Annotated in this window: 16 protein-coding genes and 2 pseudogenes; 12 read left to right on the top strand and 6 right to left on the bottom strand. The window is 73.9% G+C overall.

What is annotated here, in order from left to right:
- Window positions 1-5 precede the first annotated feature (5 nt).
- The 4 genes and pseudogenes from GEV43_RS56710 to GEV43_RS39260 all read right to left on the bottom strand — a co-directional run bounded on the left by GEV43_RS56710 (window position 6) and on the right by GEV43_RS39260 (window position 5,109).
- Window positions 6-655 (bottom strand): annotated as a pseudogene (locus GEV43_RS56710) (TetR family transcriptional regulator).
- A gap of 471 nt (window positions 656-1,126) precedes the next feature.
- Entirely contained in the window at window positions 1,127-2,356 is a 1,230-nt protein-coding gene (locus tag GEV43_RS39270) for an acyl-CoA dehydrogenase family protein (protein WP_160825699.1), read from the bottom strand.
- Window positions 2,357-2,561: 205 nt separating this feature from the next.
- Entirely contained in the window at window positions 2,562-3,536 is a 975-nt protein-coding gene (locus tag GEV43_RS39265) for a glucosyl-3-phosphoglycerate synthase (RefSeq protein ID WP_160825698.1), read from the bottom strand.
- Between the two features lie 136 nt (window positions 3,537-3,672).
- A complete protein-coding gene (locus GEV43_RS39260) occupies window positions 3,673-5,109 on the bottom strand; it encodes an XRE family transcriptional regulator (protein WP_160825697.1) in 1,437 nt (478 codons plus the stop codon).
- A gap of 150 nt (window positions 5,110-5,259) precedes the next feature.
- Between GEV43_RS39260 and aceA the strand changes: the two genes are divergently transcribed.
- From aceA to GEV43_RS39230, 6 genes are all read left to right on the top strand, one after another.
- Window positions 5,260-6,543: an isocitrate lyase gene (gene aceA, locus GEV43_RS39255; protein WP_160825696.1), complete on the top strand. Its 1,284-nt coding sequence runs from the start codon at window positions 5,260-5,262 to the stop codon at window positions 6,541-6,543.
- A 253-nt stretch (window positions 6,544-6,796) separates the two neighbouring features.
- Window positions 6,797-8,317: a M1 family metallopeptidase gene (locus GEV43_RS39250; RefSeq protein ID WP_206681588.1), complete on the top strand. Its 1,521-nt coding sequence runs from the start codon at window positions 6,797-6,799 to the stop codon at window positions 8,315-8,317.
- A 100-nt stretch (window positions 8,318-8,417) separates the two neighbouring features.
- Complete coding sequence (locus GEV43_RS39245; protein ID WP_160825695.1) at window positions 8,418-9,206, top strand: ABC-2 family transporter protein; 789 nt, start codon at window positions 8,418-8,420, stop codon at window positions 9,204-9,206.
- A gap of 82 nt (window positions 9,207-9,288) precedes the next feature.
- A complete protein-coding gene (locus GEV43_RS39240) occupies window positions 9,289-10,074 on the top strand; it encodes an ABC transporter permease (RefSeq protein ID WP_160826117.1) in 786 nt (261 codons plus the stop codon).
- Window positions 10,075-10,083: 9 nt separating this feature from the next.
- A complete protein-coding gene (locus GEV43_RS39235; protein WP_375539131.1) occupies window positions 10,084-11,082 on the top strand; it encodes an ATP-binding cassette domain-containing protein in 999 nt (332 codons plus the stop codon).
- A gap of 131 nt (window positions 11,083-11,213) precedes the next feature.
- Window positions 11,214-11,387: a hypothetical protein gene (locus tag GEV43_RS39230; RefSeq protein ID WP_160825694.1), complete on the top strand. Its 174-nt coding sequence runs from the start codon at window positions 11,214-11,216 to the stop codon at window positions 11,385-11,387.
- A gap of 103 nt (window positions 11,388-11,490) precedes the next feature.
- Here GEV43_RS39230 and GEV43_RS39225 read toward each other — a convergent pair whose 3' ends face one another.
- Entirely contained in the window at window positions 11,491-11,961 is a 471-nt protein-coding gene (locus tag GEV43_RS39225; protein ID WP_160825693.1) for a hypothetical protein, read from the bottom strand.
- A gap of 213 nt (window positions 11,962-12,174) precedes the next feature.
- Here GEV43_RS39225 and GEV43_RS39220 point away from each other — a divergent pair, with 213 nt between their 5' ends.
- From GEV43_RS39220 to GEV43_RS39210, 3 genes are all read left to right on the top strand, one after another.
- Window positions 12,175-14,283, top strand: coding sequence for a DUF6077 domain-containing protein (locus GEV43_RS39220; protein ID WP_160825692.1), 2,109 nt, complete (start codon window positions 12,175-12,177; stop codon window positions 14,281-14,283).
- Window positions 14,284-14,436: 153 nt separating this feature from the next.
- Window positions 14,437-15,036 (top strand): hypothetical protein, encoded by a 600-nt coding sequence (locus tag GEV43_RS39215; protein WP_175251001.1) that lies wholly within the window; start codon window positions 14,437-14,439, stop codon window positions 15,034-15,036.
- Window positions 15,037-15,042: 6 nt separating this feature from the next.
- Window positions 15,043-15,693 (top strand): hypothetical protein, encoded by a 651-nt coding sequence (locus GEV43_RS39210; protein ID WP_160825691.1) that lies wholly within the window; start codon window positions 15,043-15,045, stop codon window positions 15,691-15,693.
- Between the two features lie 147 nt (window positions 15,694-15,840).
- Here GEV43_RS39210 and GEV43_RS39205 read toward each other — a convergent pair whose 3' ends face one another.
- Window positions 15,841-17,292 carry an alpha/beta fold hydrolase gene (locus GEV43_RS39205; RefSeq protein ID WP_160825690.1) on the bottom strand — a complete coding sequence of 484 codons (1,452 nt, stop codon included), beginning with the start codon at window positions 17,290-17,292 and terminating at the stop codon, window positions 15,841-15,843.
- 221 nt (window positions 17,293-17,513) lie between these two features.
- On the opposite strand from GEV43_RS39205, the pseudogene GEV43_RS39200 reads away from it, so the two are divergent.
- From GEV43_RS39200 to GEV43_RS55515, 3 genes and pseudogenes are all read left to right on the top strand, one after another.
- Window positions 17,514-18,904 (top strand): annotated as a pseudogene (locus GEV43_RS39200) (aldehyde dehydrogenase family protein).
- 490 nt (window positions 18,905-19,394) lie between these two features.
- The gene (locus GEV43_RS39195; protein WP_160825689.1) at window positions 19,395-20,144 is read left to right on the top strand and encodes a hypothetical protein; all 750 of its coding nucleotides are present in this window, start codon (window positions 19,395-19,397) and stop codon (window positions 20,142-20,144) included.
- A gap of 58 nt (window positions 20,145-20,202) precedes the next feature.
- Window positions 20,203-21,057, top strand: a complete 855-nt coding sequence (locus GEV43_RS55515) for an AraC family transcriptional regulator (RefSeq protein WP_206681587.1) — start codon at window positions 20,203-20,205, stop codon at window positions 21,055-21,057.
- The last annotated feature ends 62 nt before the right edge of the window (window positions 21,058-21,119 follow it).

Raw genomic sequence — 21,119 nt, 5'->3', positions numbered from 1 at the left:
GATCGTCATTCTCTGAACAGCTCCAGCACGCGGTCGGGGGGCGCGGCGGCGGGCAGCCCGCCGAGGATGAGGTCGGCGAGCCCGTCGACCACGTCCTCGCGGGGCACCTCGCCCGCGTGGTCCAGCCACCAGTCCCCCGCCGTCTGCACCATGCCGACCACCGCGTGCCCCCACACGTACGCGCGGGTGCGGTCGACCGGCGGGCCCCCTCGGCGATCATCACCTCGGCCAGCTCCCGGCTCACCCCGCGGATCATCGTGCTCATCGCGCTGTGCGTGGCCGCGTCCTCCGCGCTCGCCCGGTGCATCAGGAACCGGTAGAGGTTGAGGTTGGCCGAGATCGTGGCCAGGTAGGTGTCGATCGTCGCCCGCACGCGCGCGCGGATCGGGTCGGACCGGGAGAACTGCGCCCGGATCCCGTCGATCAGCTTGCGCGTGTGCCGTTCGGCGAGCGCCTGGTACAGGCCGCTCTTGTCGCCGAAGTGGCGGTAGAGGATCGGCTTGCTGATCCCCGCCTCGGCGGCGATCGCGGCCATCGACGCCTCCGGGCCCTCCCGCTGGATGACCCGGTCGGCCGCCTCCAGCAGGGCGCTGCGGCGGCCCGGGTCGCGCCGCGACCCCGCCGTTCCGGCGTTCGCGCCGGTCCCGACCGTCATGGCCGGCTCACCGCGCGCGGGCGGCCGACGCCGGCCCGGGGGCGGGCTGCGGCGGTACGGGTCCGGCGGCGGTCGGCATACCCGAACGCTATCCGGGGTGTTACCGGGTGACAACACCGGTGTCCCCTGGAGGGCCCGGAGTTGTCACTTCCCGCGCCTGACGGGGGGCGGGACGTCGCGCGGCGCGCGGCGGCCGGCCCGCGCGCCCGCGGCGCCGCGCCGCCGGGACGCGGTGGCGGATGGGTCATGTCGGCCGCACCTCCCTGCGGTACCGGCTGTGGGGGACGTCACGGACGGGAGCCGTGGCCGCGCGACGCCCGCCGCCGGCCCGCGCGGCGGCACGGCGCGGCACCGCGCCGGGGTCGCGAGGGACCGGGCGCGGTGCGGCGCGGCGACGGGCGGACCGGCGGCCGGGCGGCGCGGCGGCGGGACGCGTCGGACGCGTCGGACACGTCGGACACGTCGGACGGGTCAGCGGACGGGGAGCCCCGTGACCGTGCGGCCGATGACGAGGCGCTGGATCTCGCTGGTGCCCTCGAAGATGGTGAAGATCTTCGAGTCGCGGTGCATGCGCTCGACCGGGTACTCGCGGGTGTAGCCGTTGCCGCCGAGGATCTGGATCGCCTCCTCGGTGACGTACACCGACATCTCGCTGGCCATGAGCTTGGCCATCGAGCCCTCGGCGTTGTCGAAGTCCTTGCCGGTGCGGGCCATCCAGGCGGCGCGCCACACCATCAGCCGCGCCGCGTCCAGCCGGCACTTCATGTCGGCCAGCTTGAACGCGATCGCCTGGAAGTCGCCGATCTTCTTCCCGAACTGCTCGCGCTCCTGGGCGTACTGGAGGGCGTAGTCGTAGGCGGCGCGGCCGACGCCGAGCGCCATCGCGCCGACGCTCGGGCGGGTCGTCTCGAACGTCTTCATCGCGGCCTGGCCCTTGGCCCTCTTGCCCTCGCGCGTGCGGGCGATGCGCTCGTCGAACTTGTCCTTGCCGCCGACGATCAGGTGCGACGGGATCCGCACGTTGTCGAGGATGACCTCGGCGGTGTGCGAGGCTCGGATGCCGTGCTTCTTGAACTTCTGCCCCTGCTTCAGGCCGGGGGTGCCGGGCGGGACGATGAAGCTCGCCTGCCCGCGGCTGCCGAGGTCGGGGTGGACGGACGCGACGACCACGTGGACGTCGGCGATGCCGCCGTTGGTCGCCCAGGTCTTGGTGCCGTTCAGCACCCACTCGTCCTTGGCCTCGTCGTAGACGGCGCGGGCGCGGATGGAGCCGACGTCGCTGCCCGCGTCCGGCTCCGAGGCGCAGAACGCGCCGAGCTTGACGTCGTCGGACGTGCCGAACATCTGCGGCACCCACTCGGTCACCTGGTCGGGCGTGCCGACCGCGGCGATCGAGGCGGCGGCGAGGCCGGTGCCGACAATGGACAGCGCGATGCCCGCGTCGCCCCAGAACAGCTCCTCGAACGCGACCGGGATGCCGAGGCCCGTCGGCTCCAGCCACTGGGTGGCGAAGAAGTCCAGCGAGTAGAGGCCGACCTTGGACGCCTCCTGGATCAGCGGCCAGGGGGTCTCCTCGCGCTCGTCCCACTCCTCGGCGGCGGGACGGATGACGTCCCGGGCGAACTCGTGGACCCACTGCTGGACCTCGCGCACGTCGTCGCTGAGCTCCAGCGAGAAGGGCGTCGCGTCGGCGCTCGTCATATTATTGACCCTTTCTCCAATATCGGCTGTTACCCACGGTAGCACCTTCCGGCGTTACCGCGGGTAACACCGTGGCGGGAGTCACAGCGCCGTCGCGGCGGAAGGCCGGGACGAGCGAGAACACCGCCGAAACGGAGAAATAAAGGCGGGCGGCGGCACCGAAAATGCGCCGGGCGCGCAGAGCCGCGGGGCGGGACGGGGGCGGTCAGCGGAGGAGGGTGCGGTCCGCGGCGTACTCGGGGATCTCGATCATCGGGGGGCGCTCGCCCACGCCGACGTCGCTGACCCGGACGTCGTGGCCGTCGGGGCCGCGGTGGAACTGGGCGAGCGCGGTGGCGGGCGCCTCCATCGGGAGCATCCGGCCGTGCCGTTCGAGGCGGGACCAGGCCGTCAGCAGGATCTGGCCCGACATGATCCCGAGCGCCTCGGTGGACTGGTGCGAGTGGGTGCGCCGGCCGAGGTCGACCTGCGCGATCGCGTCCAGGCCCTCCTCCTGGTAGACGTCCAGCAGCAGCCCGATCTCCACGCCGTAGCCGGTGACGAACGGGAGCCGCTCCAGCACCGAGCGGCGGCCCGCGTACTCGCCGCCGAGGGGCTGCATGACGCCCGCCAGCCGCGGCCAGTGCAGGTTGATCACCGGGCGGGCGACCAGCTCGGTGACGCGCCCGCCGCCGTTCTCCACGCGCCGCTCCCCGGTGACGAGCGGGCGGTCGTAGCAGCCCTTGACGTAGGCCACGTCCGGGTCGTCCAGCAGCGGGCCGAGCAGGCCCGTCACGTACGAGGAGGTGAACCCGCGCAGGTCGGCGTCCACGAAGACGAGCAGGTCGCCGGTGGTGGCGGCGAGGGACTTCCACAGCGCCTCGCCCTTGCCCGACATGCGGCCGTGCCCCGGCAGCACCAGGTCCTGGACGACCACGTCGGCGCCCGCGGCCTCGGCGACCTCGGCCGTGCGGTCGGTGGAGCGCGAGTCGACGACCACGATCTCGTCGACGAGCGGCGCGCGCTCGACCAGGTCGGAACGGATCGCGCCGACGATCGCGCCGACGGTGCGCTCCTCGTCGCGCGCGGGGAGCACGACGCTGACCCGGGCGTCCCCCTTGGCGGCGAGCAGGGCCTCCAGGGGCCAGTCCGCCGCCGCGCTCGTGCGGCGGCGGAGCCATGAGGCGACCTCAGGCAGCACGCGCTCTCCTTCCCGTCCGGCCGTCCCGGACCAGGGCGTCCTCCTACAGCAAACGCCATTCACCTCCAGATCATTCACCGGAGGCACGCAGGCGCGTCGGCCGACCCGAAGAGTTAACAGGGCCACAACACAACGGTCATTCGGCGGCGTGTTTGTCCAGGAACGCGTACACGTCGGCCTCGTCCACGCCGGGGAACGCGCCGGGCGGCAGGACGGACAGCACGTGCGAGTGGGCGCGGGCCGACGGCCAGGCCATGCCCTCCCAGCGCTCGGCGAGCGCCTTCGGCGGGCGCTGGCAGCAGTCGCCGTCGGGGCAGGCCGACCGGACCCGCCGGGTCGTCTCGCGGCCCCGGAACCAGCGCGAGTCCTCGAACCGCACGCCGAGCGTGATCGCGAAGTCGCGCTCGTGGCTCGGGTCGATGTGCGACAGGCACCAGTAGGTGCCCTTCGGGGTGTCGGTGTACTGGTAGTAGACCGAGAAGCGGTCCTCGGCGCCGAACACGTGCCGGCCCGCCCACTGCCGGCACATCCGCTGGCCCTCGATCGCGCCGTCGCCGTCCTGCGGGAACGCGAGGCCGTCGTTGGCGTACGCCTTGTAGATCGTGCCGTTCTCGTCGTTCTTGGTGAAGTGGAGCTGGAGGTCGAGGTGGTGGGTCGCGACGTTGGTGAAGCGGTGCGCGGCCATCTCGTACGACACCGAGAAGACGTCGGCGAGGTCCTCGACCGACAGCTCCCGCGCGGCCTTGGCCTCTTGGAGGTACGGCACGACGGCGCGCTCGGGCATGAGCATCGCGGCGCCGAAGTAGTTGGCCTCGACGCGCTGGCGGAGGAAGTCGGCGAAGTCGCGCGGCACGTCGTGGTCGAGCGCGATGTGGCCGAGGGTCTGGAGCAGGATCGTGCGCGGCGTGTGCATGCCGAGCTGCTCGCGTTCGAGGTAGATGCGCCGGTTGCGGTTGTCGGTGATCGAGCGGACCGAGCGCGGCAGGTCCTGGACGTACCGGAGGCTGAAGCCGAAGTGGCCGACCAGGGTCATCAGCATGCCCTGGGACACCGCGCCGCCCCGGTAGCCGACCGAGTCGAGCGTCTGCGCGGCGACCCGCTCGATCTCGGGGAAGTGGTTGCCGCGCTCGTGCATCTGGCGGCGCAGCTCGGCGTTGGCCTTGCGGGCCTCCTCGGGGCTCGCCGTCGGCTTGGTGCGGCTGCGCTTCAGCTCCTCGTAGAGGGCGAGGATGTGCTCGATCACCTCGTTCGGCATGCGCTTGCCGACCTTGAGGTGGGACAGCCCGAGCGTGCGGTAGAGCGGGTCGCGCTGCGCCTCCTCCAGGGCGATCTCCAGCTCCGCGCGGCGGCTCGGGGGCTGCCTGCGCAGCAGTTCCTCGACCGGTACCTCCAGCGCCGCCGCGAGCGACTGGAGCAGCGAGAGCTTCGGCTCGCGGCGCCCGTTCTCCAGCAGGGAGAGCTGGGACGGCGCCCGGCCGACGCGCGATCCGAGGTCGGACAGCGTCATGCCGCGCCCGCGCCGCAGATGACGCAGGCGCTGCCCGAAGGTGACGAGGTCTACATCGCTCGTCAAGTTGAGGGGTTCTTCTGGCCGCAAGGTCGTCACGGGTTCATGGTAGCGGAATTTTCGACGTTCTTCTGTTACTCACGAGTTCATCAAGGGCTTGTGCCGGGGCATAGTCGTGGTCAAGCACCCAGGGGACGACGAGAAGGGGCAACAGACATGAGCGACAGTCGCCTCAAGGGCGCAGCCGACGAGCTGCGGCGGCAGTGGGCCACGGACGAGCGCTGGAAGGGCGTCGAGCGGACCTACTCCGCCGAGGACGTCGTCCGGATCCGCGGCTCGGTGCAGGAGGAGCACACCCTCGCGCGGCTCGGCGCCGAGCGCCTGTGGAAGCTGCTGAACGAGGAGGACTACGTCCACTCGCTCGGCGCGCTCACCGGGCTCCAGGCCGTCCAGCAGGTCAAGGCGGGCCTGAAGGCCATCTACCTGTCCGGCTGGCAGGTCGCCGCCGACGCCAACCTGGCCGGCCAGACCTACCCGGACCAGAGCATCTACCCGGCCAACTCGGTGCCGCAGGTCGTGCGCCGCATCAACAACGCCCTGCTGCGCGCCGACCAGGTGCAGTGGTCCGAGGGCGAGGGCGACACGCACTTCCTCGCGCCGATCGTGGCCGACGCCGAGGCCGGCTTCGGCGGCGTGCTGAACGCCTTCGAGCTGATGAAGGGCATGATCGCCGCGGGCGCCGCGGGCGTGCACTGGGAGGACCAGCTCGCGTCCGAGAAGAAGTGCGGGCACCTCGGCGGCAAGGTCCTCATCCCGACCGCGCAGCACATCAAGACCCTCAACACCGCCCGCCTCGCGGCGGACATCTCCAACGTGCCGTCCCTGATCATCGCGCGGACCGACGCCGAGGCCGCGACCCTGATCACGACGGACGTGGACGAGCGCGACCGCGAGTTCATCACCGGCGAGCGCACCGCCGAGGGCTTCTACCGGGTCCGCAACGGCATCGAGCCCTGCATCGCCCGCGCCAAGTCGTACGCGCCGTACTCCGACCTCATCTGGATGGAGACCGGCACCCCGGACCTGGAGCAGGCCCGCAAGTTCGCCGAGGCGGTCAAGGCCGAGTACCCGGACCAGATGCTCGCCTACAACTGCTCGCCGTCGTTCAACTGGAAGAAGCACCTGGACGACTCCACCATCGCCAAGTTCCAGCGCGAGCTCGGCCACATGGGCTTCAAGTTCCAGTTCATCACGCTGGCGGGCTTCCACGCCCTCAACTACGGCATGTTCGACCTGGCCCACGGCTACGCCCGCGAGGGCATGACCGCCTACGTCGAGCTCCAGGAGCGCGAGTTCGCCGCCGTGGACCGCGGGTTCTCCGCGGTCAAGCACCAGCGCGAGGCCGGCACCGGCTACTTCGACCTGGTCAGCACCGCGATCAACCCCGACTCCTCGACCACGGCGCTGAAGGGCTCCACCGAGGAGGCCCAGTTCCACTAAAGACCGGCAGCGCCCGTCAGGGCCCGCCCTAGGAAGGCCCCCTCCGCCCCTACACCCGGAGGGGGCCTTCCGCTCGCCCGCGTCCGTTCTCCGGGTGAACGCCCGGCGCCGCGCGTGCGCCGTCCCGCCGTCCGAAGGGCCCGGAGCGTCTCGCCTGTGGTGACGCGCGAGGGATCGGGGCCGTTGACCGGGACGGCCGGAAGTGGCACAAGTCTCGACATTATTGGATATTGCCGTCAATGTAGGTCCGCTGTTGATCACTCAACGGAGAGGATCCTCCGATGGCGTTCCGCGTCACCCCCCGGGCCACCCCCGGACGCCTGCTACCGCTCGCCCTCGCGGCCGTCACGATGGTCGCGCTGGCTCCGGCCGCCTCGGCCGCGGGGCACGGCCGCTACTCCCCGGCGCGCCCGGCCTCGGCGACGCCTACTTCCCCCTGGAGGGCAACGGCGGGTACGACGTCCGGCACTACTCGCTCGACCTGAAGTACGACCCCGACTACGACCAGCTCGACGGCGTCGTCACCATCACGGCCAAGGCCACGCAGGACCTCTCCAGCTTCGACCTGGACCTGTCCGGGATGGACGTGGAGCGCGTCAAGGTCGACCGGCACAAGGCCGACTACAAGCGCAAGGGCCAGGAGCTCGTCATCACGCCCCGCAAGGGCATCCGCAAGGGCGCCACGTTCAAGGCCGTCGTGACGTACGGGGGCGTGCCGCAGACGATCGTCGGCTCGCCGATCGTGTTCGGGTCGCCGTACGGGTTCCTGCACACGCCGGACGGCGCGTTCGTCGGCGGCGAGCCGAACGGCGCCTCGACCTGGTTCCCGGTGAACGACCACCCGAGCGACAAGGCCACCTACGACTACACCATCACGGTGCCCGCAGGGCTGAAGGCCGTCTCGAACGGGCTGCTCACCAACCACCGGAGCGAGTCGGCCTCGTTCAGCCGCAGGGCGCGCAGCACCAAGGCCAACGTGTTCAAGTGGCGCGAGGACAGCCCGATGGCGTCGTACCTGACGACGATCGACATCGGCAAGTGGGACATCAAGAGCGGCAAGACGCCGGGCGGGCTGAACAACTACACCGCCGTCGACCCGGTGCTGCTCGCGAACCAGCCGAACGCGGTGAACTTCTTCTTCGACACCACCAGCGAGGTCACCGACCTCTGGGCCAAGACGTTCGGCCCGTACCCGTTCAGCACGACGGGCGCGATCGCCGACGACGCGCGGTTCAACGGGCAGCCGCTCGGGTTCTCGCTGGAGACCCAGGGCAAGCCGGTCTACTCGGCGGTCCGCGACACCGGGACGATCGCGCACGAGCTGGCGCACCAGTGGTTCGGCGACAGCGTGTCCCCGGCCCGCTGGAAGGACGTGTGGCTGAACGAGAGCTTCGCGACCTGGGTGCAGTGGTGGTGGGCGGAGAAGCACGGCGGCACGACCGTCCACGACCAGGCCCGCGCGACGTACGCCTCGCGGCCGTTCCCGGACCCGGCCGGGCGCCCGTTCTGGTCGGTCGTGACGGCCGACCCGCAGCGCGACACGATGTTCAACCAGCGGGTCTACAGCGGCGGCGGCATGGCGCTCCAGTTCCTCCGCGAGAAGATCGGCGACGAGAAGTGGTTCGCGCTGCTGCGCACGTGGGTCGCGCAGCACCGGTACGGGAACGCGAAGACCGAGGACTTCACGGCGCTGGCCGAGAAGGTCTCCGGGCAGGACCTGGACGCGTTCTTCAAGGACTGGATCTACAGCCCGACCAAGCCCGCCCTCCCGTAGCGGACGCCCGCGGCGAGGCCGGACCCGACCGGGTCCGGCCTCGCCCGTCTGTGCACGATTGCGTGGACCGGAGCGGCGATCTTGTTTAGGCTCCGGTCGGATGGGCGTCTTTCCGTGGGTCACGTGGTTCGCGTTCCGCCGCCACACCGCGTACCCGCTCGGTTCCGCCGCGGAGGCGCTCACCAACACGGTGTTCGGGTTCATCCGCGCGAGCGTCCTCATCGGGCTGTGGCGGGCCCGCCCGCACCTCGGCGGGTACGACCAGGCCGACGCCGTGACGTTCTGCTTCCTCACCCAGGCGCTGATCGGCCCGGTGCAGATCTTCGGCGGGATGGAGCTGACCCAGCGGATCCGCAGCGGCGACGTGGCGATCGACCTGTACCGCCCGGCCGGGTTGCAGGGCTGGTGGCTGGCCGACGACCTCGGGCGCGCGGCGGGCTCGCTGGCGCTGCGCGGCGGGCCGCCGATGGTGGCGGGCGCGCTGGTGTTCCCGTTCCACTGGCCGGGCCCCGGCGGGCTCGCGGCGTTCGCGGCGGCGCTGGCGCTCGGGGTGCTGGTGAGCTTCGGGCTGCGGTACCTGATGGCGCTCGCGGTGTTCTGGCTGCACGACGACCGGGGGCTGAACGCGGTCGCGCTGGTGATGTCGCTGTTCTTCTCGGGGATGATCGTGCCGCTCGTGGCGTTCCCCGGAACGCTCGGCACGGTGGCGCGGGCGCTGCCGTGGGCGGCGCAGATCCAGGTCCCCGCCGACGTGTTCCTCGGCAAGCACTCGGGCGCGGGGCTGGCCGGGGCGCTCGCGTTCCAGGCGATGTGGGCGGCGGCGCTGATCGGGGCGGGGCACCTGCTGACGCGGGCGGCGCGGCGCAGGCTGGTGATCCACGGTGGCTGACACGGCGCCGGGCGCGCGGGTGCGCGCGCGGGCGCGGGCGGCTGCGCTCGGTCCGCTCGGGCGGCCGGGACGGGCCGTCCGGATGTACGCGCTGCTCGCCTGGACGTGGACCCGGGCGGCGGCGCAGTACCCGGTGTCGATGCTGCTGCTGAGCCTCGCGACGGCCGTGGTCGGCGCGCTCGACGCGGTGGGCATCATGCTGCTGTTCGCGCACACGCCGCGGATCGCGGGGTTCACGGCGGCCGAGGTGCTGTTCCTGTACGGCACGTCCGCGCTCGCGTTCGGGATCTCGGACATCCTGCTCGGCGGCGCCGAACGGCTGGGGCAGCACGTCCGGGAGGGGACGCTGGACGCGCTGCTGGTGCGTCCGGTGAGCCCGCTCGTCCAGATCGCGACCGAGGACTTCTCGCCGCGCCGGTTCGGCAAGCTGCTGCCGGCGGCGCTGGTGCTCGGGCTGGCGCTGCCGCGGCTGGACGCGCCCTGGACGGCGGGCCGGGTCGCGATGGTGCCGCTGATGGTGGCGTGCGGCACGGTGATCTTCGCGGGGCTGTGGGTGCTGGCGGCCTCGCTCCAGTTCGTGCTGGTCGACAGCCACGGCGCGACCAAGTCGCTGACGTACGGCGGCGCGTTCCTCACCCAGTACCCGCTGACGCTGTTCGCGCGGGACTTCGTGCGCGGCGTGACGTTCGCGGTCCCGCTCGCGTTCGTCAACTGGCAGCCCTCGCTGTACGTGCTGGACCGCCCGGACCCGCTCGGGCTGCCGGACGCGGCGCGGTTCGCGGCGCCCGCCGTGGCGGCCGTGGTGTGCGCGGTGGCGGCGGTGGCGTGGCGGACGGGGCTGCGGCACTACCGGTCGACGGGAAGCTGAGGGGGAGCGATGGGACGCAGCGGGACGCCGCCGGCCATGATCGAGGCCGTGGACGTGGCCAAGTCGTTCACCCTGCGCCGCCGCGCCGGGCGGGGACCGCGGCGGGTGCGCACGACGCTGAGCGCGGTGGACGGCGTCTCGTTCACGGTCGGGCGCGGGGAGTTCGTCGGCTACCTCGGCCCGAACGGCGCGGGCAAGAGCACGACGATCAAGATGCTGACCGGCATCCTCACCCCGTCGTCGGGGACGCTGCGGGTCTGCGGCATGGACCCCTCGCGCGAGCGGACGGCCCTCGCCCGCCGCATCGGCGTGGTGTTCGGGCAGCGCACCACGCTGTGGTGGGACCTCCCGCTGCGCGACAGCCTCACCCTGATCCGCCGGCTGTACCGGGTGGAGGCGTCCGCGCACCGGCGCCGGCTGGCCGAGCTGACCGCGCTGCTGGAGCTGGAGCCGTTCCTCGACACCCCGGTGCGGCAGCTCAGCCTGGGCCAGCGGATGCGCGGCGACCTCGCCGCCGCGCTGCTGCACGGCCCCGAGCTGCTGGTGCTGGACGAGCCGACGATCGGGCTGGACGTGGTGAGCAAGGCGACCGTGCGCGGGTTCCTCGAACGGCTCAACGCCGAGCGCGGCACGACGATCCTGCTGACCACGCACGACCTCGGCGACATCGAGCGGCTCTGCCGCCGGGTGCTGATCGTCGACCACGGCCGGCTGGCGTTCGACGGCGACCTGGCGCGGCTGCGGCAGGCCGTCGCGGCCGACCGGATGCTGGTGGTCGAGCTGGCCCGCCCCGGCCCGCCCGTGGAGCTGGACGGGATCGAGGTCGTCCGCACGGAGGGGCCCAGGCAGTGGCTGCGCCTGCCCCGCGCCGCGAACGCCGCCGCGGTCGTCGCGGGCCTCGCCGAACGCTACGAGATCAGCGACATCGCCCTGCGCGAGGCCGACATCGAGGAGGTCCTCGCCGGCCTGTACCGGGGCGACCACGCCTACACCCCGACCCCGCCCTGACCGCCCGGCGGCCCATCGCGGAACGGCGCTCGAAGCGGGCGGAGTGCCCGCTTGACGAGGCGTCCGGTGTGAGCGCCGTCCTGGCGGGTACGAGAGCGAACCGCCACGGCCCACCCCGAGGAGTGAAGACCATGCGGTTGTTCGAGCGGTTGAGGCGTACGAGGACGACGGGTCACAGGCCGAGCCACAGGGAGCGGCGGGCCGCCGAGCGGACCGCGAGGGCCGAGGGCAGGCTGCTGGAGACCGAGCAGAGAATCCACGAACTGGCCGACGAGTTCCGCGGCGACCACCGGCGGCGCGCCTAGAGCGCCGCATCGCGGGAACGACCGACACGGCCGTCGGCGAATGCCGTGGGCGTTCAAGGGCGGGGACTCGGCGTGCCGGGCCCCGGCGGGTGGGCCCGGTCTTTCAGCGGTCCATCGCGGAGTGGTACTCGGGGCGGGCGGGCTCGTCCTCCCTGCGCGATCCCCAGCGGCGCGGCGCCCAGGTGGGCATGAGCAGCGCGAACCCCATCAGCGCGTAGACGCCGGAGCCGAGCATCATCCGCAGCCCGAAGTCGAGGTCGCCGCCCGGCGGGACCCGTCCCGGCAGGTCGAGGACGCGCCCCGGGTCGGCCAGGAAGTAGGCCGAGAGGCCGAGCAGCGCGAGCGCGGGCACGAGCGAGACCAGCGGGGACGCCCACCGCGCGACGATGATGACGCCCATCACGAGGCCCACCGCCGCGAGCAGCGCGAACGACCCGTAGATGCGGGTCCGGTCGGTGATCTCCTGGCCGGTCCCGTCGAACGACCGGCCCGCCTGGACGTAGCCCCACGCCGTACCGTAGAGAAGGGCGGGGGTCAGCAGGACGCCGAGCAGGAAACCGAACGCGTGGCGCACCGGACATCACATCCCATTCGGACGCGCCCGTGCCAGGAGGCCCGGGCTCCCGTACCGCCCCATCACAACACGTGCGCCGCCGGTCGCGCAGTAAATCCGGACTTATGGCATCGAAAAGTGATCTTCAGGGCAACTTGCTGATGCTTCTCCGTCATCTGTGAACTCCGGCGCGGTACACCGCGTCCTTAACGTCAAGATCACTTCGGGGGCAACATGATCGGGCTCAGTGGTCCGCGGACCGGGCGCGCGGCGTCCGGCCGGGCGCCGTGGACGGTGCGCGCGACGCGTGCGCTGGACCGGGCGTGCGACGGCGCGGTGCTGTCGTTCGCGGCCTGGACGGTGATCTACGACGTGGGGCTGCTGCTGCGCCCGCCCACCTGGACGATGCTCGTCGCCTGGCTCGCCGCGACGGCCGCGATCGGCGCCCTCTGGGCGCGGGGCGTGCCGTCCGGACGGCTCAGGGCCTCCGCCCCGCCGCGCCGCCGCGCGCTGCCGGCCCGCGCGTGGACGGCCGCGGTCGGCGTCGCGGTCGCGGCGGGCGTCGTCGCGGGCGTCTGCGCCGGGCTGCACGGCGACGGCGTGCCCTGGTGGTGCGTCTGGCTCGCGGGGCTGGTCAGCGTCACCGCGACCGCGGTCGCGCTGCTGTGCGGACGGGCCGGCGAACCCGGCGGCCACCGTCCCGCCCGCGAGGCCGAGCCGGGCGAACGGGCAGAAGAGCCGGGCGAACGGGGCGAGGGGCGGCCGTTCGACGACGAGGCGCGGGGCGGGCGCTGGGGCATGCCGGTGGCGGCGGCGACCGGGCTCGGCTTCGCGGTCGCGTCGCTGTTCATCGTCAACACCGACGGCGACGACGCCTACTTCGTGTCGCGCTCGGTCGCGACCGCCGCGAACGGGCGGATCCCGTTCGACGACGTCATCTTCTCGCGCGGCACGACCGGCCCGATCGCCGGGGAGCCGCCCGCCGCGTCGTTCGAGGTGTTCGCCGGGGCGGTCGCGCGGGTGCTGGGCGTGCCCGCCCCGTCGTTCCTCTGGTACGCGCTGCTGCCGCTCGCCACGTTCCTCGCCGTGTGGGCGATGTGGCGGCTGGTCCGCGCGTGGGCGCCGCGCCGCCCGGTCGCGTGCTTTGGCGTCGGCGCGGTCTACCTGCTCTGGTCCGGGATGGGCGGGGCCTCGCTCGGGTCGTTCCACCTGCTGCGGATGTGGCAGGGCAAGGCCGTGCTGGTGTCGGCGCTGATCCCGCTGCTGTACGTCTACTTCACCCGCTGGGCCGAGCGCCGCACGTACGGCACGCTCGCGCTGCTCGCCGCCGCGGGGGTCGCGTCGGTCGGGCTGACCTCCAGCGCCGCGTTCCTCATCCCGCTCGTGACCGTCGCCGCCGCCGCGCCGCTCGTCCTGTCGGGCCGCGTCAGGGCCGGGCTCGCGGCGTGCGTCGCGATGGCGTACCCCCTCGCGACCGGGGCGACGGTCGCGCTCATGCACGAGCGCACCGCGGTGGTCGGGCGCGTGCACGACGCGCCGACCGGCTACGCGTGGGTGCTGCTGCACGGCGTGCCGGGCGTGCTCGCCGGGTGCGCGCTGTGGCTCGGTCCGTGGACGGCGCGGCGCGGCGTCCCGGCGCTGGTCGCCGCGGGCGCGGCGGGCGTGCTGACGCTGCTGTTCCTGCCGGGCGTGATGGGCGTGATCCACGACGCGTCCAACACGGGGCAGGTGCTGTGGCGCACGCTGTGGGTCGCGCCCGCGCCCGTCCTGATCGGCCTGCTCGCGACCGTCCGGCTGCCGTCCGGCATCGTCGCGCTCCGTCCGGGGACGGCCCCGGCCGTCGCCGCCGCGATCGCGCCGGCCGCGGTCCTCGGGATCGCGCTCGTCGCGGGCGGCACGCCGGTCTGGGCCCGGTCGAACGGCTCGACGGTCGCGGACCGGCCGTCCTGGAAGCTCCCTCCCGGCAGCGCCGGGACGGCGCGCGCGGTGATCCGCGTCGCCGGGCCGGACGGGACGGTGCTGATGCCGCGCTCGTTCATGCGCGCGGTACCGCTGCTGTCCACGCGCGTCCACGCGGTCAACGCCAACGACCACTACCTCGGGATGCTGCCCGCGCGCGGGCCGTTCGTCTCCGACCGGCAACTGCTGACGCGCGCCGTCCTCGGCCGCCGGAGCCTGCGGCCGGGCGTGGAGGAGGTCCGCGAGGCGCTGCGGCGGGCGCACGTCACCGCCGCGTGCGCCCGGCCGCGCGACCGGGCCGGGCTGCGGCTGCTCCAGGACGCCGGGTACGGCGACCGGCGGCGCGTCGGCGCCCTCTACTGCGTGTTCCCGCCGCGCGGCTGAAGCGGGCCCCGGCCGTACGGACGGGTCCGCCCGGCCGTACGGACAATGACCGATACTCCCTGTTTCGGGTGACCCGTTAGGGAGTGCCGTTTCGGGCCCTCCGGCGGGGGCATCGGCCGGGCATCGCTATCCGACGCACGTTGGAGGACCGAAATGTCGACCGTCATCATGGTCGTCGTCGCCGTCGTGGTCGTCGCGGCAGCCGTCACCGCCGGGTACCTGGCCTTGACCCAGGCGCGCTCCCGGCGGATGCGGCGCCAGTTCGGCCCCGAGTACGACCGCGCCGTCGAACGGCACGGCGGCCGCGCCGCGGCCGAGCGGGAGCTGCGGTCCCGCGAGCGGCGCCACCGGGAACTGGAGTTGCGCGACCTCGACCCGCGGCAGCGCGAGCTGTACCGCGGGCAGTGGAACCACTTGCAGGAGCAGTTCGTCGACACGCCCGAGGCGGCCGTCGAGCAGGCCGACCGCCTGGTCACCGTGGTGATGGGCGAGCGCGGCTACCCGACCGGCGCGTTCGACGACCGGATCGAGCACCTGTCGGTCGAGCACGGCCGCACGCTCGACCACTACCGGCGCGGACGCGACATCGGCGCCCGCGCCGCCAGCAAGGAGGCGTCGACCGAGGAGCTGCGGCAGGCGATGGTGCACTACCGCGCCCTGTTCGAGGACCTGCTGGCCGTTCCGGCCGAGGACCGCGCCGCGGTCCCCGGGACCGGCGGCGCCCACGCCCGGCGCGACGACCCGAGGAGCTGATCGCCGATGCACGGCAAGGACGTGCCCCCGGGCCCGCACTCGCCCTCCGCCACGCCCGGAGACACCCACGTCGCCGGGCCGACGCCCGACAAGGACCTTCCGGACCCGGCCCCGGTGACCGCGCCCGACGCGCGCCCCGGGGCGGGCCCGGCGGCGGGCCCGGGGGCGGGCCCGGCCTCCGGTCCCGTTCCGGGGGCGGTGTCCGACCAGGGTTCCGACTCGGCGCCCGACATCGGGCCCGGCGCCGGTCCCCCGCCCGCGCCGGCGTCCGCGCCCCCGGCCGGTTCCGGGCCGGACCTGGACGCCCTGCCCGAGCGGCCGGAAGGCCCGGCGACCCCGGACGAGACGGCCCCCGGGTCGGCCCGCCCGAACGCGGCGCAGCCCGCCCGGCTGCTGGAGGACGAGGAGGCCGAACGGCTCCGCCGGCGCTGGCACCAGGTCCAGTCGGGCTTCGTCGACGACCCGCGCGACGCCGTCCGCAAGGCCGACGAGCTCGCCGCCGAGGCCGTGAACGTCCTCGGCGAGTCGCTGACGTCCCGCAAGCGGACCCTGGACGACGGCTGGCGCGACGAGCACGGCGAACGTCCCGACACCGAGCGGCTGCGGCTGGCCCTGCGCGGCTACCGCGAGTTCCTCGACCGCCTGCTGACCATCTGACCGCCGGTGCCCGCGGCCGGGCGTCCCCCGCCTCCCGGCCGCGGCACCGGTTTCGAACGCCCCCGCCCGCCGGGGCCGGGCGGGCACAGAGAAGCCCGGCCCGGTCGGCGGACGGCGGTTGGTGCCTGCCGGTCGTTGAGGCGTGTGTCAGTCGTTGAGGAAAGTGTAGACGGCCTGGCGGCCTTGCGTGCCGCGCTCGCGGTTCTGGATCGAGTGCGAGGCGCCCTTCACGATGACGAGCCTGCCGTTCGGTGCGTGGCGCAGCTCCTCCCGGGCCCATTCGAGTGGCGTGGACAGGTCGTGGTCGCCGTTCAGCAGCAGGACGGGCACGTTCGGCAGCCGCGCTTCGGGCTCGGCGGTGTGCCGGGAGGGCGGCCAGCGCAGGCACTCCTGGACGAACCCGTTCCCGACGGCCTCGTTCGCGGTGAACGGCCAGGTCGCGCGGGCGGGCAGATGCCGCCGGGTCCTCTCCAGGATCCGTTGGCGTCCGGCGAGCGGCGCCTCGGAGGTGCCCCACGGGAAGCGGCCGTCGCCGCAGATCGTCGCGGCGTGCAGGCCGGAGCTGTACTGCGCGACGGGGTCGCCGCCGGAGTCGAGCATCGCGAGCTGCCGGTCGAGGCGCGCCGGGTCGCCGCGCCGGGCCTCGTGGATCGCCGACACCACGTCGCCGGAGCCGGCGGGCAGCCCGGCCGGGTTCGGGTCCCGGTACGTCGGGTCCAGGAACTCGTACGAGACGAGCATGTCCCAGATCAGCACGGCGTCCCGGCGGTGCCGGGCGAGCCAGGCGAGGTCGGCGGCCGGGTCGAAGCCGCACGCGGGCGCCGCGGCGCAGGCGCTGCGCAGCACCCGGCCGGTGGCGCGCAGCCCGGTCAGGTACAGCATGTCGTCGCGCTGCGGGTCGGTGTGCGGCAGCACCGAGTCCAGGACGAGCCTGCTGACGTTCGACGGGTGCGCGGCGGCGTAGCGGGCGGCGGTGAACGAGCCGTACGAGACGCCGTCCACCGCCATCTTCCGGACGCCGAGCGCCCGGCGCAGCGCCTCCAGGTCGCCGGTGGTCTGCTCGCTGGTGAAGTAGTGCCGCCGGTCGCCGAGCAGCCCGGCGCACTCCTCGACGGCCCCCGGCGGAGGCGGCTCGATGTCGGAACTGCCGACCGCCGCCTGAAGCCGCGGGCAGTCGATCGCGCCGAACTCACCCGTGCCGCGCTGGTCGATCATGACGAACCGGTAGTTCTCCGCCAGCCCGGGCAGCCGCTGCCGCGCGATCCGGGTGATGGCGGGCACGCCGGGCTGGCCCGGCCCGCCGGTCAGGAACAGCAGCACGCCCTTCGGCGCGTCCGCGTTGTCAGCGGCGGCGACCTGGAGCCTCAGCTCGCCTCCCGTCCGTCCGCGGTGGTCGAGCGGAACGGCGAGGGTGGAGCAGGTGAAGCCGGGCTGCCCGGCGCAGGGATGGGGGTCGGTGAGCCTCTCGGACGGGGCCGCGGCCCCGGCGGGCGGCGCGGCGGGCCTCGCGGGCCCGGCCGCCGCGGACGCCCCGCCCGCCCCGCCGGACGCGGCGAGGGCGAGCGCGAGGGCGAAGACCGCCGCTGATCGTGAACGCATGAGCGGATCATTCACCGCGCCGCCCGTCCGGACGAGGCGTCCTGCCGGAACCGGACAGACCCGTTCCGGCCGCCGCCCCGCCCCGCACCCCGCCGACGCGCAGGACGGACCGGTGCGAAGGGCGGGCGGGTCGGGGCTGGTACGGAGGCGGGCCCGGGTGAATACTGAACGTCGTTCGGTGAACAGGTCGAAGTGGAGGATCAACGGTGTCCGACTACACGATGACCATCGGCGGCCAGGCCGTCGCCGCGCCCGGCACGTTCGGCGTCGTCGACCCCGCCACCGGCGAGGTCGCCGAGCGGGCGCCGGACGCGTCGCGCGCGCAGCTCGACGCGGCGATGGAGGCGGCCCGGGCCGCGTACGCGCAGTGGCGCGGGACGAGTCGGCGCGGCGCAAGGCGCTGCTCGCCGCGGCGGACGTGCTGTTCGCCCGTTCGGAGGAGATCGGCCGGATCCTGACCCTGGAGCAGGGCAAGCCGCTCTCCGAGGCCACGATGGAGGTCGTGGGCGCCGGCGTCTGGCTGAAGTACTTCGCCGAGCTGGAGCTGCCGAGCGAGGTGATCCAGGACGACGAGCGCGCCCGCGTGGAGGTCGTGCGCCGTCCGATGGGCGTGGTCGCCGCGATCACCCCCTGGAACTACCCGCTGCTGCTCGCGACATGGAAGCTCGGCCCCGCGCTGCTCGCCGGGAACACGGTCGTGCTCAAGCCGTCGCCGTTCACCCCGCTGTCGAGCCTGCGGCTCGGCGAGGCGCTGCGCGACGTCCTGCCGCCCGGCGTGCTGAACGTGGTGAGCGGCGGCGACGAGCTCGGCGCCTGGATGACCTCCCACGACGTCCCCCGCAAGATCAGCTTCACCGGCAGCGTCGCGACCGGCAAGCTGGTCGCCGCCGCGGCCGCGCCCGACCTGAAGCGCGTGACGCTGGAACTCGGCGGCAACGACCCCGCGATCCTGCTGGACGACGTGGACCCGGCCGCCGTCGCCGACCGGCTGTTCAACGGCGCGTTCCAGAACAACGGCCAGGTCTGCTCCGCGATCAAGCGGGTGTACGTGCCGGACGCCCTGTACGGCGACGTCGTGGACGCCCTCGCCGAGCGGGCCCGCGCGGCGAAGGTCGGCAACGGCCTGGACGAGGGCGTCCAGTACGGCCCGATCAACAACCGCCCGCAGTACGAGCGGGTCGGCGAGCTGGTCGCCGAGGCGCTGGCGGGCGGCGCCCGCGCGGCGGCGGGCGGCGGGCCGATGGAGGGCCCCGGCTACTTCTTCCGGCCGACGATCCTCGCGGACGTGCCGGACGGCGCCCGCATCGTCGACGAGGAGCAGTTCGGGCCCGCGCTGCCCGTGATCGCGTACCGCGACCTGGACGAGGCCCTCGCCCGCGCCAACGCCACCAACTTCGGGCTGTCCGGTTCGGTGTGGAGCGCCGACGCCGACCGCGCGAGCGAGGTCGCCGCGCGCCTCGACTGCGGCACGGCCTGGGTCAACACCCACCTCGCACTGGCCCCGCACCAGCCGTTCGGCGGCTTCAAGTGGAGCGGCATCGGCGTGGAGAACGGCCCGTGGGGCCTGTACGGCTTCACCGAGATGCAGGTCGTCCACCGCGCCAAGAACTGAACACCCCACCAGGTCACACGCCGCCGCACGTCCCGCCCGCCCTAGGGCGGGCGGGCCGCGGGAGCCGCGCCGTCCAGCGGGCTCGCCGAGCACCCGCCCGGCGAACGGCACGCCCGGCGTCCGGCGGCCGCGCCACGTACCCACCCGGCGAATGGCGCACCCGGCATCCGGCGGCCGCGCCGCGCACCCACCCGGCGGAGGGCGCGCCCGGCGTCTGGCGGCCGCGCCACGTACCCGCCCGGCGGACAGCACGCCCCGGCGTCCGGCGGGCTCGCCGCGCACCCACCCGGCGAACGGCGCACCCCGGCGGCCGCGCCGCGCACCCACCCGGCGGAGGGCGCGCTTAGCCGTCGGGCGGGCGGGTCGGTATGTACTGAAGGTCACGAATCCGAGTCCGGAAAGTGACATGGCGACTACTGGTGGTCGGCCGCCGGAATGGGACACTTTCCCCACGGGGCGTTGGACGTACCGCCGACCGTGGAGGAGCCGGATGGACACGTGGGACGTCATGCGCCAGGACGACATCGGCAACGAGTTCCACGTGGCCTCCCACGACACGCGGATCGGGGCCCTCGCGCAGGTCCTGGTGCTGGAGAGCGGCGCGCCGCACAAGCAGACGTACTGGATCGACGGCCCGCCCGGCCCCGTCGTCCGCACCAACCGCGACCTCTACCTGCACTTCCTGCACATCGGGCAGGAGGCGCGGGCGGCGTCGTGGTCGCTGTCGGCGTTCCTGCGCGCGCTGTGGAAGGTGAGCGGGCCGCTGCGCGACCGCGGCGAGCTCGACCCCGACGACGTCGCGGCGATGTTCTCGGCCGCGGCCACCACCCCGCCCGCCGAGTTCGACGCGGGATGGCGCGCCAAGGACCTGTCGCTGCCCGGCGACGAGCCCGAGGGCTACGCCGACTGGGAACGGGTCATCCTGTCCCAGCTCGCCGACCTGGAGGATTTCGTCGCCGCTCCCCCGGGCCCGCAGGCGCGCTTCGGCGTCGAGGCGCCGCGCCCGCCGGGGACGGGCCGCCGCGCCACCCCCGCGCTCTGGTACAACTTCGACCCCGCGACGTACCTGGAGTGCGCGGTCGCGGGCAGCCTCGGCGGCTGGGACGCCGCCGACGGCGCCCGCGTGCCGCTGCCGCCCGCGCCGGGCGAGCCGCCGTCCCGCTCGTACGTGCGGACGGTCACCACGATGAGCTGGGCCGACCTCGCCCGCATCGCGGTGTGCGGCCAGATGTACGAGTGACGCCGTCACCCGGCCGCCCGCTTCCGTTCCGTCAGACCCCGCTGGTACGACTGGAGAGGTGACAGAGCGGACGATCACGCCGGTCGACCGGGGCGGCTGGTGGCTGGCGGCCGGGCGGCCGCACCCCGCCCTGCGCCCGCACCTGCGCTCCTACGACGGCTACTGGGAGGAGGGCACGGCGCCGAGCCGGGTCCGCACCCTCCCGTTCGGCGCGGCCGTCGTGATCATCAACTTCGGGCCGCGGATGCTGCTGGAGTCCCCCGGCGACGCGGCGGCCACCGGCTACGGGTCGTTCGTCGCCGGGCTGGACGACCGGCACGGCTGGTACTCCCATCCCGGCGGGCCGAGCGGCATCCAGCTCGACCTGACGCCGCTCGGCGCCTACCGGCTGCTCGGCACGCCGATGGGCCGCCTCGCCAACATCGCGGCCGACCTCACCGACGTGCTCGGGCCCGGCACCGACGCGTTCGTCGAACGGCTCGCGATGACCCCCGACTGGGCCACCCGTTTCGACCTGCTCGACGCCCTGCTGCTGCGCCGCCTCGACCGCGCGCCCGAGCCCGACCCCGAGGTGGCGTGGGCGTGGCGGCGCCTCGCCCGCGAGCACGGCGGCGTCGGCGTCGCCGAGCTGGCGCGCGAGGTGGGGTGGAGCCGCAAGCACCTCACCCACCGCTTCCGCGACCAGGCGGGACTGCCGCCGAAGGTGATGGCGCGCGTCCTGCGCTTCCAGCGCGCCGTCGAGCTGATGGGCGGCGGGGCCCCCGACTGGGGCGGCATCGCCGCCGCCTGCGGCTACTACGACCAGGCCCACCTCAACCGCGAGTTCCGCGCCCTGGCGGGCTGCACGCCCACCGCCCTGCTGGCCTCCCTTGCCGCGCCGTCCGCCACCGCCACGTCCGGCTCGTCCGTGTGACGCCGGGCCGCCGTCGGCTTCGTGCGGGGCGCGGTTGAAACGCGCCTGACGGGCGATACACG

This window comes from Actinomadura sp. J1-007 (assembly GCF_009793335.1).
Taxonomy (GTDB): Bacteria; Actinomycetota; Actinomycetes; order Streptosporangiales; family Streptosporangiaceae; genus Spirillospora; species Spirillospora yumaensis.
The sequence above is the reverse complement of the archived record's forward strand: the minus strand, read 5'-3'. Positions and strand labels throughout refer to the sequence as shown.

Bases quoted from the DNA above. Each gene is read 5' to 3' on its own strand.
- GEV43_RS39215 (WP_175251001.1), top strand. From the start codon at position 14,437: ATGTCGACCGTCATCATGGTCGTCGTCGCCGTCGTGGTCGTCGCGGCA.
- GEV43_RS39220 (WP_160825692.1), top strand. From the start codon at position 12,175: ATGATCGGGCTCAGTGGTCCGCGGACCGGGCGCGCGGCGTCCGGCCGG.
- aceA (WP_160825696.1), top strand. From the start codon at position 5,260: ATGAGCGACAGTCGCCTCAAGGGCGCAGCCGACGAGCTGCGGCGGCAG.
- GEV43_RS39195 (WP_160825689.1), top strand. From the start codon at position 19,395: ATGGACACGTGGGACGTCATGCGCCAGGACGACATCGGCAACGAGTTC.
- GEV43_RS39205 (WP_160825690.1), bottom strand. From the start codon at position 17,292: ATGCGTTCACGATCAGCGGCGGTCTTCGCCCTCGCGCTCGCCCTCGCC.
- GEV43_RS39235 (WP_375539131.1), top strand. From the start codon at position 10,084: ATGGGACGCAGCGGGACGCCGCCGGCCATGATCGAGGCCGTGGACGTG.
- GEV43_RS39245 (WP_160825695.1), top strand. From the start codon at position 8,418: ATGGGCGTCTTTCCGTGGGTCACGTGGTTCGCGTTCCGCCGCCACACC.
- GEV43_RS39240 (WP_160826117.1), top strand. From the start codon at position 9,289: ATGTACGCGCTGCTCGCCTGGACGTGGACCCGGGCGGCGGCGCAGTAC.
- GEV43_RS39270 (WP_160825699.1), bottom strand. From the start codon at position 2,356: ATGACGAGCGCCGACGCGACGCCCTTCTCGCTGGAGCTCAGCGACGAC.
- GEV43_RS39210 (WP_160825691.1), top strand. From the start codon at position 15,043: ATGCACGGCAAGGACGTGCCCCCGGGCCCGCACTCGCCCTCCGCCACG.
- GEV43_RS39230 (WP_160825694.1), top strand. From the start codon at position 11,214: ATGCGGTTGTTCGAGCGGTTGAGGCGTACGAGGACGACGGGTCACAGG.